The organism is Rhizobium sp. Root274 (assembly GCF_001429245.1).
In the GTDB taxonomy this organism is placed as follows: Bacteria; Pseudomonadota; Alphaproteobacteria; order Rhizobiales; family Rhizobiaceae; genus Allorhizobium.
This window is the reverse complement of the sequence record NZ_LMJE01000009.1, coordinates 78,742-94,158: the sequence shown is the minus strand read 5'-3', so window position 1 is coordinate 94,158 and position 15,417 is coordinate 78,742. Positions and strand designations below refer to the sequence as shown.

Sequence of the window (15,417 nt, the reverse complement as noted above, 5' to 3'; positions counted from 1 at the left end):
GACGGCACTGTTTCTGTAAAAAAGCTAGCATCTGTATCTACTTATCGTCCGGAATCGATATCCGCCTGGCGCCTTCCCGCTGCCGGCCGCAGCCTCCCCAAAAAGGAGGGTCGGGCGTTGCTGCCCGACCCTTGGAATATCATTCCCGTGAGACTGAAGCTCAGACCGCTTCCAGAACCCGCTTCAGCGCCGTTTCCAGGCTTGCCTTCTGCACTTCCAGTTCCTGGTAACGCTCGCGTTCGGCAGCGACGACCTCCGGATTGGCATTGGCAACGAATTTCTCGTTGTTCAACTTTCCGGCGATCCGGGCCATCTCCTGGTCGACCTTAGCGATCGCCTTTTCGATGCGCGCCTTTTCGGCGTTCAGATCGATCAGGGCGCCGAGCGGCAGGCAGGCCGTCGCTTCGCCGACCACGATCTGGGCGGCGCCCTTCGGTGCGACATCGGCCACGCTGATCGTCTCGACGCGGGCCAGTCGCTTGATCGAGGCTTCGTGACGAGCCAACCGTTCCTGGGTGACGCCATTGGCGCCAACCATGACCAGCGGGGCCACGGCACCCGGGGGCACGTTCATTTCAGAGCGAGCCGAGCGGATGCCGGTCACAAGATCGATCAACCAGTTGATGTCGGCCGCCGAATTGTCGTCGGAGAATCCTGGCGCCGGCCAGTCTGCGTGGCAGAGCAGTTGGTCGCGGCTCGTACCTTCCGACGCCGTATGCGCCCACAGCTCTTCGGTGATGAAGGGCATGAAGGGATGCAGCAGCTTGTAGGTCTCTTCCAGCACATAGGCCGCACAAGCCTGCGCCTCCCTCTTCGCCATCTCGTCCTCGCCCATGAAGACGGGCTTCAGGAGCTCGAGATACCAGTCGCAGAACTGGTTCCAGACGAAGCGGTAGAGCGTGCCGGCCGCATCGTTGAAGCGGTAGCTCTCGATCGCCTCTGTCACGTCGCGCTCGGTCCGGGCGAGCTCCGTCAGTATCCAGCGGTTGATGGCAAGCGATGTCGTTTCCGGCAAGAAGCTCGGGTCGGCCTTCACGCCGTTCATCTCGGCAAACCGCGTCGCGTTCCACAGCTTGGTGCCGAAGTTGCGGTAGCCCGCGATGCGGGCCGGGTCGAGCTTCACGTCCCGGCCCTGGGCCGCCATGATCGCGAGCGTGAAGCGCAGGGCGTCCGCACCATATTCGTCGATCAGGTCCAGCGGGTCGATGACATTGCCCTTCGACTTCGACATCTTCTGGCCGTTCTTGTCGCGAACCAGCGCGTGAACGTAGACCGTGTGGAACGGCTCGACGGGTGTGCCCTCCTCATCCTTCATGAAGTGCAGGCCCATCATCATCATCCGGGCGACCCAGAAGAAGATGATGTCGAAGCCGGTGACGAGCACGTCGGTCTGGTAGTACTTCGCCAGTTCCGGCGTATTGTCCGGCCAGCCAAGCGTCGAGAAGGGCCAGAGCGCCGACGAGAACCATGTGTCGAGCACGTCCTCGTCGCGGGTCAGGATCTCGCCGGGCTGAAAATTCTCAAGCTTTTCCTCGACCCAGGCCTTCCACGGACCTTCATGGGCGATGTAATGCTGGATCGCCGAATGCAGCGCTTCCTCTTCAGTCTTTTCGACGAAAACCTGGCCGTCAGGGCCATACCAGGCCGGAATCTGATGGCCCCACCAGAGCTGGCGCGAAATGCACCAGGGCTCAATGTTTTCCATCCATTCGAAATAGGTCTTTTCCCAGTTCTTCGGCACAAAGTTGGTGCGGCCCTCGCGAACGGAAGCGATCGCCGGTTCGGCCAGCGTCTTGGCGTCCGCAAACCACTGGTCCGTCAGCATCGGCTCGATGACGACGCCGGAGCGGTCGCCGAAGGGCTGCATGATCTTCTTCGATTCGACGTAAGGCACGTCATTGCCTTCCGCGTCTTTCGTGGTGACCGCCAGACCTTCCGCATTGATCGCGTCGACGATCCGCTTGCGGGCTTCATAGCGGTCGAGGCCGCGATACTCTTCCGGCACCAGATTGATGTCGTCGACCTCCGCCTCGTTCGGCAGATGGCCGGACTTGGCGATCTCATGGGCCCGCGCGGCATAGACGGCATAATCCTCGCCGTCGTCACGCATTTTCGCCTGGGTATCCATCAGGCGGTAAAGCGGGATCTTGTTGCGGCGGGCTACCTGATAGTCGTTGAAATCGTGGGCGCCGGTGATCTTGACCGCGCCAGAGCCGAATTTCGGATCCGGATATTCGTCGGTGATGATCGGGATCAGACGGCGATGCTCCTTCGGCCCGACCGGAATCTCGCAAAGCTTGCCGACGATCGGCGCATAGCGCTCATCCGACGGGTGAACAGCAACGGCGCCGTCGCCCAGCATGGTCTCAGGCCGGGTCGTCGCGATCGCGATATAGTTGCGCTCTTCCTGGAAGGTGACGTTGCCGTCCTCGTCCTTCTCGACATAAGTATAGGTCTGGCCGTCCGCGAGCGGATATTTGAAGTGCCACATATGGCCCTCAACTTCCTTGTTCTCGACTTCGAGGTCGGAAATCGCCGTTTCGAACTTCGGGTCCCAGTTGACCAGCCGCTTGCCGCGATAGATCAGGCCTTCCTTGTAGAGCGTGACGAAGACTTCGAGGACAGCCTGAGACAGGCCTTCATCCATGGTGAAGCGTTCGCGCGACCAGTCACAGGAGGCGCCGAGACGCTTCAACTGGTTGAAGATCAGGCCGCCCGATTCTTCCTTCCACTCCCAGACCTTCTCGATGAAGGCTTCGCGGCCCATGTCGCGGCGCGTGACGTTCTGGCCGTTTTCGGCAAGCTTGCGCTCGACGACCATCTGGGTCGCGATACCGGCATGGTCCATGCCCGGCTGCCACAGCACGTCCTTGCCGCGCATGCGCTCGAAGCGGACCATGATGTCCTGCAGCGTGTTGTTCAGCGCGTGGCCCATATGGAGCGAACCGGTCACGTTCGGCGGCGGGATCACGATGGTGAAGGTGTCCTCGCCCGGCTTCGCGTTGGCGCCCGCACGGAAGGCATCAGCCTCCTCCCAGGCTTTCGCGATCTTGGGTTCGACGGCGGCTGAATCATAGGTCTTTTCGAGCATTTTCCGACCGGATTTTCGAGTTCTGGATGTGGCTTGGTAAATAGGACTGACAAAACCAAGTCAATAAAAAAGGCCGCTCTTGCGAGCGGCCCATGATCCCTGAGGATACGTTGATCAGCGTCGCGGGCCGCGGGCGACGCGCTCGATCTCTTCGCGCACGAGGCGTTCGACGAGCGTCGGCAGGTTATCGTCCAGCCAGTCCTTCAGCATCGGGCGCAGCATTTCCTCGGCCATCTCGTCGAGCGAGCGGCGCTCCTGGCCGTCGATCGCAGCGGCGAGATCCGAGAAGGACCGCGAGACGTGCTCGACGGTGGCGGCCGAAATCAGCGCCGTCAGGTCGGTCCCGGTGGAGGCCGTCGCCTGATTTTCCGTCGCCGGTTCTGCAGCCCGATCGGCCGCCAGATGCATGGCGATGGCGTCGAAGGACGGCGCACGCGGCTCCTCGGTGCGGGTCTCGATCCGAACCTGCGGACCGTCTCGACGCTCGGGCTCGATTGCGGGTGCCTGTACCGCCGCCGGCATCGCGACCTGCTCGGGCACGGGCGGTGCAACCTGGCGGGTTTCGGCAACAGCAGGGGCTACCTGCGGTGCATCGGCCGCCGGACGCGAGACCGTCGCCTGAGCCGGTTGGACTTCGATCGAAATCGAGGGGCGCAGTTGTGGGGCGCGCAGTTCCGCCAGACGGGCGGTCATCAGCGGGCTGTCACCGCGCGGCGCAGCTTCCGATGAGGCGCTCGTGGTCGAAGCAGCAGGCGCGCTGGGCATAGGGGCAGAGACGGACACCGTCTGCTGCACCGGCCGTTCGGTGCGTTCGGAGGCCGAGCGGACGCGAGCGGCAAGATCGGCAAGCGAGACGCTACGGGTGATTTCCGGCTGCGGCTGTTGCTGCGGCTGGCTCTCAACGCGCGGCTGCAAAGGAGCGGCGGGCGTGGCTGGACCCGGATCATTGGCGGGGGTGAAGTCCACGCTTTCATAGCTGAAGTCGACCTCGGTCTCGCGGACCAGCGGCGCGCGCCCGGCCTCTTCGGCGTCGTCGGCATCGCTCGCGAAGGTTTCGCCCGAGACCGGGTCATTGCTTTCGATGATCCGGCGGATGGATGCCAGGATCTCTTCCATGGACGGTTCACGCGCTACGCTTGGCTGAGCCATACTAATCCCCGTTGTCCTCAAGATCTTCGGCGACGCTCTTGTCGCCAGCCGATTCGCGGTCACCCTAGGATACGCGCCTGCGGAAAAAAATCACGCAGGCTCCTGCAATTGCCGTGATGCACAGCTTTGTTGGTGGAAAACGCAAGAGGCCCGCACAGAGCGGGCCTCGCGTAGATCATCAAATCATATGTCGCATCAGAAGACGAATTCGGCAGCCTTGCGGAAGCCCGGCAGCGGCTTCACGGAGGTGTTGAAATATTCGGTGAAAGACACCGTGCCGCCGGCCTTGACGTACAGGCGGGCACGCGAGGCGTTACCATATCCGACAACGGCGACCAGACGACCGCCCTCGCGGAGCTGGCCGAGCAGTGCTTCCGGCAGATGTTCGACGGCGCCGTTGACGAAGATGACATCGTAAGGTGCTTCGGCCGGGTAACCGGCTTCGAGGCTTCCGGCGACAACTGCGACATTGTCATAGCCGAGCGACGAGAGCTTTTCCGTTGCGCGCAGAACCAGGGCCTCGTCGGATTCGACCGCCACAACCGAGCCTGCAAGCAACGACAGCAGCGCTGCGGCATAGCCTGCGCCACAGCCGATCTCGAGCACGAGGTCATCCTTGGTGATCGCTGCGAGCTGCAGAAGCTTGGCGAGCGGCGACGGCTCCATGATGTAGCGGGCCGGATTGCCGTTCGCCGCCGGCGCGACCTTCATATCCTCGTCGATATAGGCAAGCGGCTTCAGTTCCGCCGGAACGAATGCTTCGCGGGGCACCGAAAGGAAGGCCGTCAGGACCGAATGGGACGTGACGTCCGTGGTTCTGATCTGGTTGTCCACCATCTTGGTGCGTGCTGCTGCGTAATCCATCATGTCCTGTCGCCCCATTTCGGCCGCTCGGGTTTCTCCCCGTGTCTTAATTGCAGGGCGTTCTGCTTTCAAGTCACGGGTGGGCGTCGAAAACAGATTATCGCGCCCACCCGGCACGAAGCCGTGCCAAAGCTTCAGTCGTCGATCGTGTAGGTGCCCGTTTCGCAGAAGTCGACCTTGTCGCGGACATCTTCGAAGCTGTCGTCCTCGAAGACCAGCCGCAGCTTATAGACACAGGCATCGCTGCCGTCATCGATGGTGAGCTGACGCGACTTTCCGCCAAAAAGCCCCTTCTTGTGCAGGAGTTCAATGCTCTTGCCGCCATCGGCTGGCGAGACAAAAGCCTGGACGACCATGTTGGGGGTCTTGTTCTCGAGCGTGAAGCTCAGCGTCTCGGCAGAAGCGGCAAGCGGTGTAGCGAGAAGCAAGGCGGAGGCGAAAGTGAAAGTGGTGGCGCGCATGGCAGCAATCTCCCCGATTGGATTAGGAGTTCTGACCTGCGCCAGGCCAACTTTACGAGCAAGGGGACCGATCGGCCAGTTTCGGGCGCATCTGGGCCAGACGGCTGATCAGCACAGATTTGGCCGATCGATGCTGTCGACCCATGGCGGAATCGAATGGAGGAACATTCAGTCGCAAACGCGACGATCAGCAAAGACTGCTGACCAATTAAATCTCGATAAGGCTTGGAAAAGATTGGAGGCCTCGCCCGGAATCGAACCGGGGTGCAAGGATTTGCAGTCCTCTGCGTAACCACTCCGCCACGAGGCCGTCCAGGTAGAAAAGAGCGTGTGGTGGCGCGGATTTAGACGCGATCTAAAAAAACCGCAAGAGGCATTTTCGGGAATCGGATGTTTTTCCGGCGGAGAACCCCGCCGGCTATCGGCAAGGCTGGCTGAGAGAAGCTCGCCTCAGCGCCTGCGATCGAGAAGGCGGGTTGCCGCCATGATGCCGGCGGCTTCCGCCAGCTTGGCCGGGTCAGTGACACCCGCCGTATAGAGCCGGATGACAGCCTTGCCGACTGCCTCGCGGTGGCCGTCGCGTTCACTTTCTATGCCGATGGAGCCCACGCCGCGCATCGCCTGTTCCATTACACTAAAATCCTGCGGCGTGAGTATCATCGGGATCTCCGCCGGCTGGAGGTTGGTCATTCCACCTCACTTTTCTCCGGAACGGATCGGCAGGAGCGCCGTTTGGTGTCCCGGTTCGGTGTGATTCTTTTACGCCTCCCGATAAGATTGCGCATTACACTATGACATGTCGGGTGAAATGCGCGGCGCCTCAATCGCTGGCCGGGGGGCGGCGCTGCGCTTTGCGGCGGCTCCACCAGACCGAGGCGCGGCGACGACGACGGCGGACATAAGCCAGATCATGCGAGAGGACGACGAGGCCGAGGGGAACCATCCAGAACCCAAGCACCGGCAGGAAACCGAGGAAACCACCGCCGACCAGCGCCAGGCCGGTTGCGATCCGCCCTGCCTTGGAGCGCGGCACGGGAATTTCGAAGCGGCCGAGGATGAGCCTGCCTCTTGCCGTGTCGATGCGATAACGTCTCTCAGCCAAGGATAAAAACTCCAGCAAATACGGCCTCTCGCGGCATCCCGGCCGCCTGAGGGAGATGGGTGGTCCACATATAAAAACAAGGCGATGACATTTTTTTTGAAAAACCGCTTGGCAAACGGAGCGAGCATCAGTATTACCCCGCTCACACCGCGCCAAGCGGCTGTTCCCTGGTAGCTCAGCGGTAGAGCATTCGACTGTTAATCGACAGGTCGCCGGTTCGAATCCGGCCCGGGGAGCCATCTATTCAAAAAAGGCCTGCGCGGATAACCGCAGCAGGCCTTTTCTTTTCGTCCGCACCTTCCGACACCGCCTTGACCCTCACGAGGGCCAGACTTAGCCTCTTCGAGAGGTCGGAAGGCGGGGTGCGATGGACTGGAAAGGCATGTTCACCGAAGCCCGGGATATCCTGTGGGGCGATGTTCGGCAGAGCCTTTCGCACGTCAATTCCTGGGCCACTCCCATCCTCACCCTGCCTTTTGTTCTGCTCGGGTTCTACAGCCTGAACAACCTGGTCGCGATGGCGATCAGCGGCGTGATTCTCCTCAGCGGCATATCCTGGCTGCGCGTTCAAATCGCAGGACAGATCAGGCCCGGACATTCGATCGCCCTGGTTCTTGAGGCCGCAATCGGTGCGATCCTCTATTTTGGAGCCGGATGGCTTGCGGCAACGCTGGTGGATGCGATCGCCTGACGCCCGAGAGGCGTGGGGTCCGCAGGGCGATGCCGCCGTCGCGAAAGTCGCCTCCCCCTTCCGACGATTCTGTGTGTGTCCGGTCACGCCGTGGTGCGGATCGACCCTCCCGGTGAAACCCCCTCTTCACCTTTGACTGCTATCTCCTTGGATCAACAGAATGGCATTCAGGAGATTAGGCAGATGTGGCTCCAGCTTCATGACGGGGATGGCTTCCCCCTCTTCGTGAACATGGACAATGTGGTGGACTTCCGCTGGTACGAGCGCGAGGGCTATACCTGCCTGCTCACCACCGCCCCCGTCGCCGAAAAGCTGCATCGGCTCTATGTGCGCGAAAATGCCGAGAAGATCATGGCGCTTTTGCGCGCCGAGCAGGAGCGGATGCGGGCCGGAGGTCGAGGCGCTGCCTGATCTTGGCGGCTGTGTTTTTCTGCTGAGAATGCTCTGACACGTCAAAATTGCATGATGCGCGCGTGATCTTTTCGGGCTCTTGCATCGTATGGCTTTGAACAAGCCAACGACAAGAAGAGTGCCCATGCCCGCTGATGCCGCGACCGCCCGCCCGAAAACCGTGCTTTTGTGGTTCCGCAAGGATTTGCGTCTGGCAGACCATGCAGCGCTTGCCACTGCCGTTGACGCTGGGGCCGCCGTCATCCCCGTCTACATCCTCGAACCCCGGGAGGCCGGCACCGGACCGCTGGGAGCCGCGCAGGAATGGTGGCTGCACCATTCGCTTGAGGCTCTATCAACCTCGCTCAAAGAGCGTGGCAGCGATCTTGTCCTGCGCCGTGGGCCGGCGACCGAGGTGCTCAACGCGCTGATCGCCGAAACCGGCGCCGATGCCGTCTTCTGGAACCGCCGCTACGATCCGCCGGGCATCGGCGTGGACAAGGCGATCAAGTCCGACCTGACCGCACGGGGCCTGACGGTCCGCAGCTTTGCCGGCCAGATCCTGCATGAGCCGACCAAACTCAAGACCGGCGCCGGCGGCCATTTCCGCGTCTATACACCGTTCTGGAAGGCGCTGGACGGATCGGGAGAGCCGCCGGAGCCAATCCCCGCGCCCAAGCGCATCCCCTCGCCCGCCTCATGGCCGAAGAGCGAGGCGCTCTCGGACTGGTCGCTGCTGCCCACCAAGCCGAACTGGGCGAAGGGTTTTGCCGATCATTTCCAGCCCGGCGAGGCAGGCGCGCATGCCCGGCTCGAAGCCTTCATCGAGACGGGTCTCAAAGGTTATCGCGAGCGCCGGGACTTTCCTGCGGAACCGCATGTCTCCATGCTCTCGCCACACTTGGCGCAGGGCGAGATTTCGCCGGCCAGCGTCTGGCATGCAACGCGCGGCCTCGACGACGACATCCCGATGGACGATCGCATCCATTTCCGCAAGGAACTCGCCTGGCGCGATTTCTCCTATCACCTGCTGTTCCATTTCCCCTGCCTTTCGGAACGCAACTGGAACCCGAAATTCGACGCCTTTCCCTGGCGCGACGCGCCGGACCTTCTGGAAAAGTGGCAAAAGGGCCAGACCGGCTATCCGATCGTCGATGCCGGCATGCGCCAGCTCTGGCAGACCGGCTTCATGCACAACCGCGTGCGCATGATCACCGCCTCCTTCCTGATCAAGGACCTGCTTGTCGACTGGCGCGAAGGCGAACGATGGTTCCGCGACACCCTCGTCGATGCCGACCCGGCGTCGAATGCCGCCAGCTGGCAATGGGTCGCCGGCTCCGGCGCCGACGCTGCCCCCTTCTTCCGCATCTTCAATCCGGTGAGCCAGGGCGAGAAATTCGACCCGGAGGGCGAATACGTTCGCCGCTTCGTGCCGGAGCTGAAGGACATGCCGGATAAATTCATCCACAAGCCATCGGAGGCGCCACTGACGGTGCTGAAGGAGGCGGGGGTGAGCCTCGGCAAGACCTATCCGCTGCCGATCGTCGATCACGGCAAGGCCAGGGATGCGGCGATGGCGGCGTTTCAGGGATTGCGAGGGGAGTGAGAGTGGGGGCGTGAGCGGTATGTTGAAATCACCCCGCGCATCGCCGAAATGGGCGTGCATCCCCTTCTTAAATCGTCATTGACGATTGTTCGTATCAAAGGCCCCCGAAGCCAAAGAATTCGCAAAGGGGTTTTCTGTTTTGATTGTTCCAAAACGTTGTCCATCAAGACGTTGGCTGTAGTAATCCGGTAGCCAAGGCAATAGCGCGCTCACAATCCCCTCTGTTACCGGCTCGTCCGTAATCGACAAGGTGATCGCGTTCAGCCGATAGCCAGAACCAAAGCTTCCCGATAGATCGCCCGGATCGATACGGCGGACACTGGCGGGGTCATGGATGTCATCGAAGGTCACAAGCAGCGGATAGTTTTTGCGCGCAAGCTCGCGGGTCTGACCAGTGCTCGCCACCATCAGGTCAAGATAAGACCCCATCTCCTTTTTCGACAGCGTTTTCCCCTCTAACTCCGGGAAGAAGGCGGTATAGGCAGTCCACTCGGTATAGCCTTGGAGTAGGGCGAACACATAGCGGCCCTCGCCGAGGTCGACCACAACAGCCTCGCCGGTGACGCCGCCCTGCTGCATGCCGGCCGCATCGCCCACGCCGGTCCATTTCAGCGGAAACGCGATCCGTGCCGATGTCACCGCGCTGCCAATCTTCATCCCCTCCGGCGTCATCACGGACACCGTCAGTTTCTGATTCCACCGCCATTTCGGGGTTTTGAAGAGCATGTCGCAACCGACAAGCGCCAGACACAGAGTCAAAGCCGCAAGAACCCTCAGCATTCCCTCTCCTCACACAACCTTGAGCCGCGTGATTGCAGACTCCCCGGTCAGGCATAAAGATCCGGTGAAGAGAATGCTGAAAACCTGTAACGATCGGCACACTTCCCGGCCCGCCCGCAAACTCCCGCTTGCCCGATCCTCTGCTAAGCATTAAATTGACCACATATAGTCATTTTCAGAGGTGAGCATGTCCAGCATGAGTGTTGCCGATGCCAAGGCAGGATTCGCCAGTCTGGTGGATAATGCCGCCAATGGCGAATTCGTCACGATCACCCGCCACGGCAAGCCAGCCGCCATGCTGGTCAGCGTCGAAGCGGGCGAGGCGGCGAAACGGGCGATGGCGAAGCCGAGGCCGAATTTTGGCGAATTCCTGATGTCCTATCCCGGCCCCGCCGATCTCGACCGCAACCCATCCCCCATGCGGGATGCCGAGCTTGAGTAGCGGGTTTCTCATCGACACCAATATCATCTCGCTCTTTTCGCCTGACCGGAAGCAGGCGCCATCCGAGGCGACGGGGATGTGGTTCCGGGAGCGGGGAGACGCAATCTATCTGTCCACAATCACGCTCGCTGAAATCGAAAAGGGCTTGCGCCGCCTCCATCGTCGCGGCGGCCTTGAGCGGGCCAAGCGATTGAGTGTCTGGCTCGATTCCATCACCGAAACCTTCGGCGACCGCATCCTGCCCGTCGACCCTGTCGTCGCCCGGATCGCCGGCGCACTTGGCGATGTCGCAACGGCCAGCGGCATGCATCCCGGGCTCGGCGACATCCTCGTCGCCGCCACCGCCAAGGCCTATGGGCTGACCGTGATCACCGCCAATCTGAAGCACTTTATGCCTCTGGGCGTGGCCTGTGATTTTCCAGAAGCTCTCAGAACGTAACACTCCCCCGAACGCATTTTCCCTCCCCTCGCCTCACGGCGAAAAGCCATTCCTTGCCTTTGCCTGCCCCTGGGCTGAAAACACCGTTTCATTCCCGCGTCGACCGATTTGCTCGCATAATCTTGTCCAGAAGGACAAAATTGCAGAGCGTTCCGGTTTTCTTCCCCGCGCATTTGGTTCTAGTGTCCGCGTCAGACGAAAAGGCACCTATCATGGCATTTCATCCTTCCGTTCTCGAAGCGATCGGCAATACGCCCCTGATCCGGCTGAAAGGCGCCTCGCAGGCGACAGGCTGCACCATTCTCGGCAAGGCCGAATTCCTCAATCCCGGCCAGTCGGTGAAGGATCGCGCAGCCCTCTTCATCATCCGTGATGCCGAGCGGCGCGGGTTGCTTCGCCCCGGTGGCGTGATCGTCGAGGGCACGGCCGGCAATACCGGCATCGGGCTGACGCTGGTTGCCAAGGCACTCGGCTATCGCACCGTGATCGTCATCCCGGAGACCCAGAGCCAGGAGAAGAAGGACGCGCTGAAACTGCTCGGCGCCGAACTCGTCGAAGTGCCGGCCGTGCCCTACAAGAACCCGAACAACTACGTGAAGATTTCCGGCCGGCTCGCAGCGCAACTCGCAAAGACTGAGCCGAATGGCGCGATCTGGGCCAACCAGTTCGACAACACCGTCAACCGCGACGCCCATATCGAGACGACGGCGAAGGAAATCTTCGAGCAGACCGGCGGCGCCGTCGACGGCTTCATCTGCGCGGTCGGCTCGGGCGGCACACTCGCCGGCACCGGCATCGGCCTTCGCAACCGCAAGCCCGGCGTGAAGATCGGCATCGCCGATCCGGAGGGTGCAGCCCTTTACGAATACTACAAGAACGGCGAGCTCAAATCCTCGGGCTCTTCGATCACCGAGGGCATCGGCCAGGGCCGCATCACGGCCAACCTCGAAGGCTTCAAGCCCGATTACGCCTATCAGATCCCGGACTCGGAAGCGCTGGACATCGTCTTCGATCTCGTCGAGAACGAAGGCCTCTGCCTCGGCGGCTCCTCGGGCATCAACATCGCCGGCGCGATCCGCCTCGCCAAAGATCTCGGCCCCGGCCACACGATCGTGACGATCCTTTGCGACTATGGCAATCGCTACCAGTCCAAGCTCTTCAGCCCGGACTTCCTGCGCTCCAAGAGCCTGCCGGTCCCGGCCTGGCTTGAGAAGCGCGCCGATTTCGATCTGCCCTTCGAGACCGTCTGACATTTTTTGAAAGCACTGCCATGACCACCATCGCCCTCTACCGCGACGATTTCTATCTCTCGACGGCGGAGGCGGTGGTGACATCAGTTCATGAGGACGGCGCGGTCGAACTTGACCAGACCTGCTTTTATGCGGCTTCCGGCGGCCAGCCGGGCGATACCGGCTTCTTCGAGCGGCAAGACGGCAGCCGGATCCAGCTTTCGGAGACGCGCCACGGCGCCACCAAGGATATCATCCTTCATCGCCCAGCCGACGGCGAGCCCCTGCCCCTGGTCGGTGAAACGCTCGTGCTGCATGTCGACTGGGCCCGCCGCTACAAGCTCATGCGCATGCATACCGCCTGCCACCTGCTGTCGGTCGTCTGTTCCTATCCGATCACGGGGGCCGCCGTCGGCGAGGACGAGAGCCGGGTCGATTTCGACATGTCCGAGACGATCGACAAGGATCAGGTGACGGCAGACCTGATGAAGCTCGTCGGCGAAAACCATCCGATTTATCTCCAGTGGATCACCGACGAGGAGCTTGCCGCCAACCCCGGCATCGTCAAGTCGAAGAATGTCCGGCCGCCCGTCGGCCTCGGCCGCGTTAGCCTTGTCTGTATTGGCGAGAACTCCGCCGTTGACAGCCAGCCCTGTGGCGGCACACATGTTTCCGAGACCCAGGAGGTCGGCGCGATTCATATCGCCAAGATCGAAAAGAAGGGCAAGGAGAACCGCCGGTTCCGTATACGCTTTGGAGCCCCGGACCCTTCCCCCTGACAGTAAGGCACGGGAGAACAGCATGTCCGGAGAGAGAAGCCGCTTCGTCGTTTCGGCGGATTGGGTCGAAAAACAACTGGGCGCGCCCGACTTTAAGATCGTCAACGCCTCGTGGTATCTGCCGGCGCAAAACCGCAACGGTGCCGTCGAATATGCCGCCGGCCATATCCCCGGCGCGGTCTTCTTCGATCAGGATGTGATTGCAGACACCACGACCGGCCTTCCCCATTCGCTCCCTTCGCCGTCCTTCTTTGCGCAGGCCGTCGGTCAACTGGGCATTTCCGCTGAGGATACGATCGTCGTCTATGACGGTCCCGGCTTCTTCTCCGCGCCGCGTGTCTGGTGGATGTTCCGGGTCATGGGCGCGCGCCGGGTCTATGTGCTCGATGGCGGCCTGGATGGCTGGAAGGCCGAGGGCCGGCCGCTTGAGACCGATCTGCCGGAGCCGGCGCCCGTTACCTTCGAAGCCCGCTTCGATCGCTCAAAGCTCACCTCCTTCGACCAGATGTCTGCGATTGCCGACACTGGCGAGAAGCAGATTGCCGATGCCCGTCCCGCCGGCCGCTTTACCGGCGAGGAGCCGGAACCGCGCGCCGGCATGCGCTCTGGCCATATGCCGGGTGCGCGCAGCGTGCCTGCCGCCTCGCTGTCGGAAAACGGCCGCCTGAAGGATCTCGCCACCCTGCGCTCGATCTTCACCAATGCCGGCATTGACCTCAACAATCCCGTCGTCACCAGCTGTGGCTCAGGTGTCACCGCCGCCGTCGTGACGCTTGCGCTCGAAAGCCTGGGGCATAGCGACAATTCGCTTTATGACGGCTCCTGGTCGGAGTGGGGTTCAAAGAGCGATACGCCTGTTGTGACGGGCGCTGCCGAGCCAATCGCCTCCAAGGCGACCGCGCCGCTCACCGCCCATGTGACGCGTCTCGAAATGACGTCACCACCGAAGTCCAGCCTGCCGGTGCCGGTCAATATTCAGACGGCGATCATGCGCACGCATGAAATCCCGCTTGCCTTCTACCGCTTCCTGCATCGCCAGGTCGGCGCCCGCTGGCACTGGTACGAGCGGCTGCGCATGACGGACGAACAGTTGAAGGCGATCATCCACCATCCGAAGGTGTCGATCTCGGTGCTTTATGTCGATGGCGCGCCTTGCGGCTTCTACGAGCTGTCGCAGGAAAGCGATGACCTGGTCGAGCTCTCCTATTTCGGCCTGTTCGAACACGGGCTGGGGCTCGGCATCGGCAAGTGGTTCCTGCTGCAGGCGCTTTATTCCGCCTGGACGAGCAATCCGAAGCGGGTCACCGTCACCACCAATTCGCTCGACCATCCGCGCGCGCTGCAGCTCTATCAGCAGTTCGGCTTCTCGCCGGTCGCGACCTATAACGCACTCATCGATCCGATGACCGAACAGGAGCTGATGGCGCTGATGAAGCGGGACGGCTGAGCCGCCCCGCTGATCCCGTTCAGTTCTTCAATTTCAGTTTTACCGTATTGGCGTTGGCCTCGGCTTCCGGCGTTGGCGCGTCGGCCTGTTCCGCCGAAGCGTCGGCCGGGGCGTCCTGGTTGGAGAAGTAGTTGACCATCAGGGCGGCGTGGTAGGCGGCCATCTCGTAGCAATAGGTAATCTCGCGGGTACTCTCCTGCCAGAAGGCATTTTCCGTGCCGCAGGTCTTGCCGGTCACCTTGATGCCGTCGGGAATGTCATAGCCCTCGCCATAGGTCGCCTCAATCGCCTCCAGCACCTGGTTTTCCTGCAGAAGATCGGCGAAAGGCTGCAGGTCAGGATTGTTGGCCGGCTCATAGGTCACGGTGAACTTCGTCTTCTTGGCTTCGTCCTGGTGCTGTTCCAAAAGCCCGAACCAGCTGTCGCGGGTCTTGGCATATTCGCCACCACATTCCTCGCGGCGCTCGGCGGGAAAATCGAGCGAGTCGATAAAGGTCTTGAAATATTCCGGATCGGCGCCCGACATCATGCAGACGATCGAATAGGCGCGCTGGCGGTCGAGACCATGGGTGTCGATGAAGTCGCTCTCCTGCGGCCCCTCGCCCTTCGCCTCGTCGATCAGGAACCAGCCGTCGGCCGCATCCTGCATCGCTGCCTTCAGATCCTCGTCCTCGCTTTCGAGCAGCATGACGGAGGACAGACCGTCGACGGCATCCTCCTCACGCCCCAGAACCGGCAGTCCCAGCTCGGACACCAGCATATGTCCGGATTCGTGGAAGAGGATGAACAGCGCATTGTTGACGATGAACTTCTGCCCCTCCTCGATCTGCTCGGCCGTCAGGTCGGCAGCACGCATGGGCGTGGGCACCACGGCGAGTGCGGTGGTGAGTGAAACGAGAGCGGCCGCAAAAGCGGTCCTGAATGCAGTCATGATCGAGCCCCTAACC

Annotated in this window: 16 protein-coding genes and 2 tRNA genes; 9 read left to right on the top strand and 9 right to left on the bottom strand. The window is 61.7% G+C overall.

Translation table 11 applies throughout. The annotated features are described in order from the left end of the window. Positions 1-160: 160 nt before the first annotated feature. The 7 genes from ASE36_RS18125 to ASE36_RS18095 all read right to left on the bottom strand — a co-directional run bounded on the left by ASE36_RS18125 (position 161) and on the right by ASE36_RS18095 (position 6,667). Positions 161-3,091, bottom strand: coding sequence for a valine--tRNA ligase (locus ASE36_RS18125; RefSeq protein WP_062283154.1), 2,931 nt, complete (start codon positions 3,089-3,091; stop codon positions 161-163). Positions 3,092-3,205: 114 nt separating this feature from the next. After that, entirely contained in the window at positions 3,206-4,240 is a 1,035-nt protein-coding gene (locus tag ASE36_RS18120) for a PopZ family protein (RefSeq protein ID WP_082511207.1), read from the bottom strand. Between the two features lie 195 nt (positions 4,241-4,435). After that, positions 4,436-5,107: a protein-L-isoaspartate O-methyltransferase family protein gene (locus ASE36_RS18115; protein WP_413813668.1), complete on the bottom strand. Its 672-nt coding sequence runs from the start codon at positions 5,105-5,107 to the stop codon at positions 4,436-4,438. Between the two features lie 131 nt (positions 5,108-5,238). Next, positions 5,239-5,565, bottom strand: a complete 327-nt coding sequence (locus ASE36_RS18110; RefSeq protein WP_062283146.1) for a hypothetical protein — start codon at positions 5,563-5,565, stop codon at positions 5,239-5,241. Positions 5,566-5,801: 236 nt separating this feature from the next. Continuing rightward, positions 5,802-5,875, bottom strand: a tRNA-Cys gene (locus tag ASE36_RS18105). A gap of 140 nt (positions 5,876-6,015) precedes the next feature. Next, the gene (locus ASE36_RS18100) at positions 6,016-6,255 is read right to left on the bottom strand and encodes a hypothetical protein (protein WP_062283143.1); all 240 of its coding nucleotides are present in this window, start codon (positions 6,253-6,255) and stop codon (positions 6,016-6,018) included. 130 nt (positions 6,256-6,385) lie between these two features. Beyond that, positions 6,386-6,667, bottom strand: a complete 282-nt coding sequence (locus ASE36_RS18095; protein WP_156378710.1) for a hypothetical protein — start codon at positions 6,665-6,667, stop codon at positions 6,386-6,388. Between the two features lie 164 nt (positions 6,668-6,831). On the opposite strand from ASE36_RS18095, the gene ASE36_RS18090 reads away from it, so the two are divergent. The 4 genes from ASE36_RS18090 (at position 6,832) to ASE36_RS18075 (ending at position 9,354) form a co-directional block, all read left to right on the top strand. Further along, positions 6,832-6,906 (top strand) — tRNA-Asn (locus ASE36_RS18090). Between the two features lie 143 nt (positions 6,907-7,049). After that, positions 7,050-7,358: a hypothetical protein gene (locus ASE36_RS18085; protein WP_156378709.1), complete on the top strand. Its 309-nt coding sequence runs from the start codon at positions 7,050-7,052 to the stop codon at positions 7,356-7,358. Between the two features lie 183 nt (positions 7,359-7,541). Further along, on the top strand, positions 7,542-7,769 hold the full coding sequence (locus tag ASE36_RS18080) for a hypothetical protein (protein WP_062283137.1): 228 nt from the start codon (positions 7,542-7,544) through the stop codon (positions 7,767-7,769). A gap of 124 nt (positions 7,770-7,893) precedes the next feature. After that, a complete protein-coding gene (locus ASE36_RS18075; protein ID WP_062283133.1) occupies positions 7,894-9,354 on the top strand; it encodes a cryptochrome/photolyase family protein in 1,461 nt (486 codons plus the stop codon). Positions 9,355-9,429: 75 nt separating this feature from the next. Here the strand turns inward: ASE36_RS18075 and ASE36_RS18070 are convergent, their stop codons facing one another. Then, the gene (locus tag ASE36_RS18070; RefSeq protein ID WP_062283130.1) at positions 9,430-10,134 is read right to left on the bottom strand and encodes a hypothetical protein; all 705 of its coding nucleotides are present in this window, start codon (positions 10,132-10,134) and stop codon (positions 9,430-9,432) included. 187 nt (positions 10,135-10,321) lie between these two features. Here ASE36_RS18070 and ASE36_RS18065 point away from each other — a divergent pair, with 187 nt between their 5' ends. From ASE36_RS18065 to sseA, 5 genes are all read left to right on the top strand, one after another. Next, complete coding sequence (locus tag ASE36_RS18065; protein WP_062283127.1) at positions 10,322-10,576, top strand: type II toxin-antitoxin system Phd/YefM family antitoxin; 255 nt, start codon at positions 10,322-10,324, stop codon at positions 10,574-10,576. Beyond that, positions 10,569-11,015 carry a type II toxin-antitoxin system VapC family toxin gene (locus ASE36_RS18060; protein WP_244474800.1) on the top strand — a complete coding sequence of 149 codons (447 nt, stop codon included), beginning with the start codon at positions 10,569-10,571 and terminating at the stop codon, positions 11,013-11,015. The genes ASE36_RS18065 and ASE36_RS18060 overlap by 8 nt, the downstream gene beginning before the upstream one ends. Before the next feature lie 212 nt (positions 11,016-11,227). Next, complete coding sequence (locus tag ASE36_RS18055; protein WP_062283122.1) at positions 11,228-12,265, top strand: cysteine synthase A; 1,038 nt, start codon at positions 11,228-11,230, stop codon at positions 12,263-12,265. 20 nt (positions 12,266-12,285) lie between these two features. After that, the gene (locus ASE36_RS18050) at positions 12,286-13,023 is read left to right on the top strand and encodes an alanyl-tRNA editing protein (RefSeq protein WP_062283119.1); all 738 of its coding nucleotides are present in this window, start codon (positions 12,286-12,288) and stop codon (positions 13,021-13,023) included. Positions 13,024-13,045: 22 nt separating this feature from the next. Then, positions 13,046-14,470: a 3-mercaptopyruvate sulfurtransferase gene (gene sseA / locus ASE36_RS18045; RefSeq protein ID WP_062283116.1), complete on the top strand. Its 1,425-nt coding sequence runs from the start codon at positions 13,046-13,048 to the stop codon at positions 14,468-14,470. Between the two features lie 19 nt (positions 14,471-14,489). Here the strand turns inward: sseA and ASE36_RS18040 are convergent, their stop codons facing one another. Beyond that, positions 14,490-15,401: a DUF4344 domain-containing metallopeptidase gene (locus tag ASE36_RS18040; protein ID WP_082511205.1), complete on the bottom strand. Its 912-nt coding sequence runs from the start codon at positions 15,399-15,401 to the stop codon at positions 14,490-14,492. Positions 15,402-15,417 lie beyond the last annotated feature (16 nt).

Excerpts from the sequence above, each read along its gene's own strand:
- ASE36_RS18125 (WP_062283154.1), bottom strand. The coding sequence starts at position 3,091 with ATGCTCGAAAAGACCTATGATTCAGCCGCCGTCGAACCCAAGATCGCG.
- ASE36_RS18120 (WP_082511207.1), bottom strand. The coding sequence starts at position 4,240 with ATGGCTCAGCCAAGCGTAGCGCGTGAACCGTCCATGGAAGAGATCCTG.
- ASE36_RS18115 (WP_413813668.1), bottom strand. The coding sequence starts at position 5,107 with ATGATGGATTACGCAGCAGCACGCACCAAGATGGTGGACAACCAGATC.
- ASE36_RS18110 (WP_062283146.1), bottom strand. The coding sequence starts at position 5,565 with ATGCGCGCCACCACTTTCACTTTCGCCTCCGCCTTGCTTCTCGCTACA.
- ASE36_RS18100 (WP_062283143.1), bottom strand. The coding sequence starts at position 6,255 with ATGACCAACCTCCAGCCGGCGGAGATCCCGATGATACTCACGCCGCAG.
- ASE36_RS18085 (WP_156378709.1), top strand. The coding sequence starts at position 7,050 with ATGTTCACCGAAGCCCGGGATATCCTGTGGGGCGATGTTCGGCAGAGC.
- ASE36_RS18080 (WP_062283137.1), top strand. The coding sequence starts at position 7,542 with ATGTGGCTCCAGCTTCATGACGGGGATGGCTTCCCCCTCTTCGTGAAC.
- ASE36_RS18075 (WP_062283133.1), top strand. The coding sequence starts at position 7,894 with ATGCCCGCTGATGCCGCGACCGCCCGCCCGAAAACCGTGCTTTTGTGG.
- ASE36_RS18070 (WP_062283130.1), bottom strand. The coding sequence starts at position 10,134 with ATGCTGAGGGTTCTTGCGGCTTTGACTCTGTGTCTGGCGCTTGTCGGT.
- ASE36_RS18065 (WP_062283127.1), top strand. The coding sequence starts at position 10,322 with ATGTCCAGCATGAGTGTTGCCGATGCCAAGGCAGGATTCGCCAGTCTG.
- ASE36_RS18055 (WP_062283122.1), top strand. The coding sequence starts at position 11,228 with ATGGCATTTCATCCTTCCGTTCTCGAAGCGATCGGCAATACGCCCCTG.
- ASE36_RS18050 (WP_062283119.1), top strand. The coding sequence starts at position 12,286 with ATGACCACCATCGCCCTCTACCGCGACGATTTCTATCTCTCGACGGCG.
- sseA (WP_062283116.1), top strand. The coding sequence starts at position 13,046 with ATGTCCGGAGAGAGAAGCCGCTTCGTCGTTTCGGCGGATTGGGTCGAA.
- ASE36_RS18040 (WP_082511205.1), bottom strand. The coding sequence starts at position 15,401 with ATGACTGCATTCAGGACCGCTTTTGCGGCCGCTCTCGTTTCACTCACC.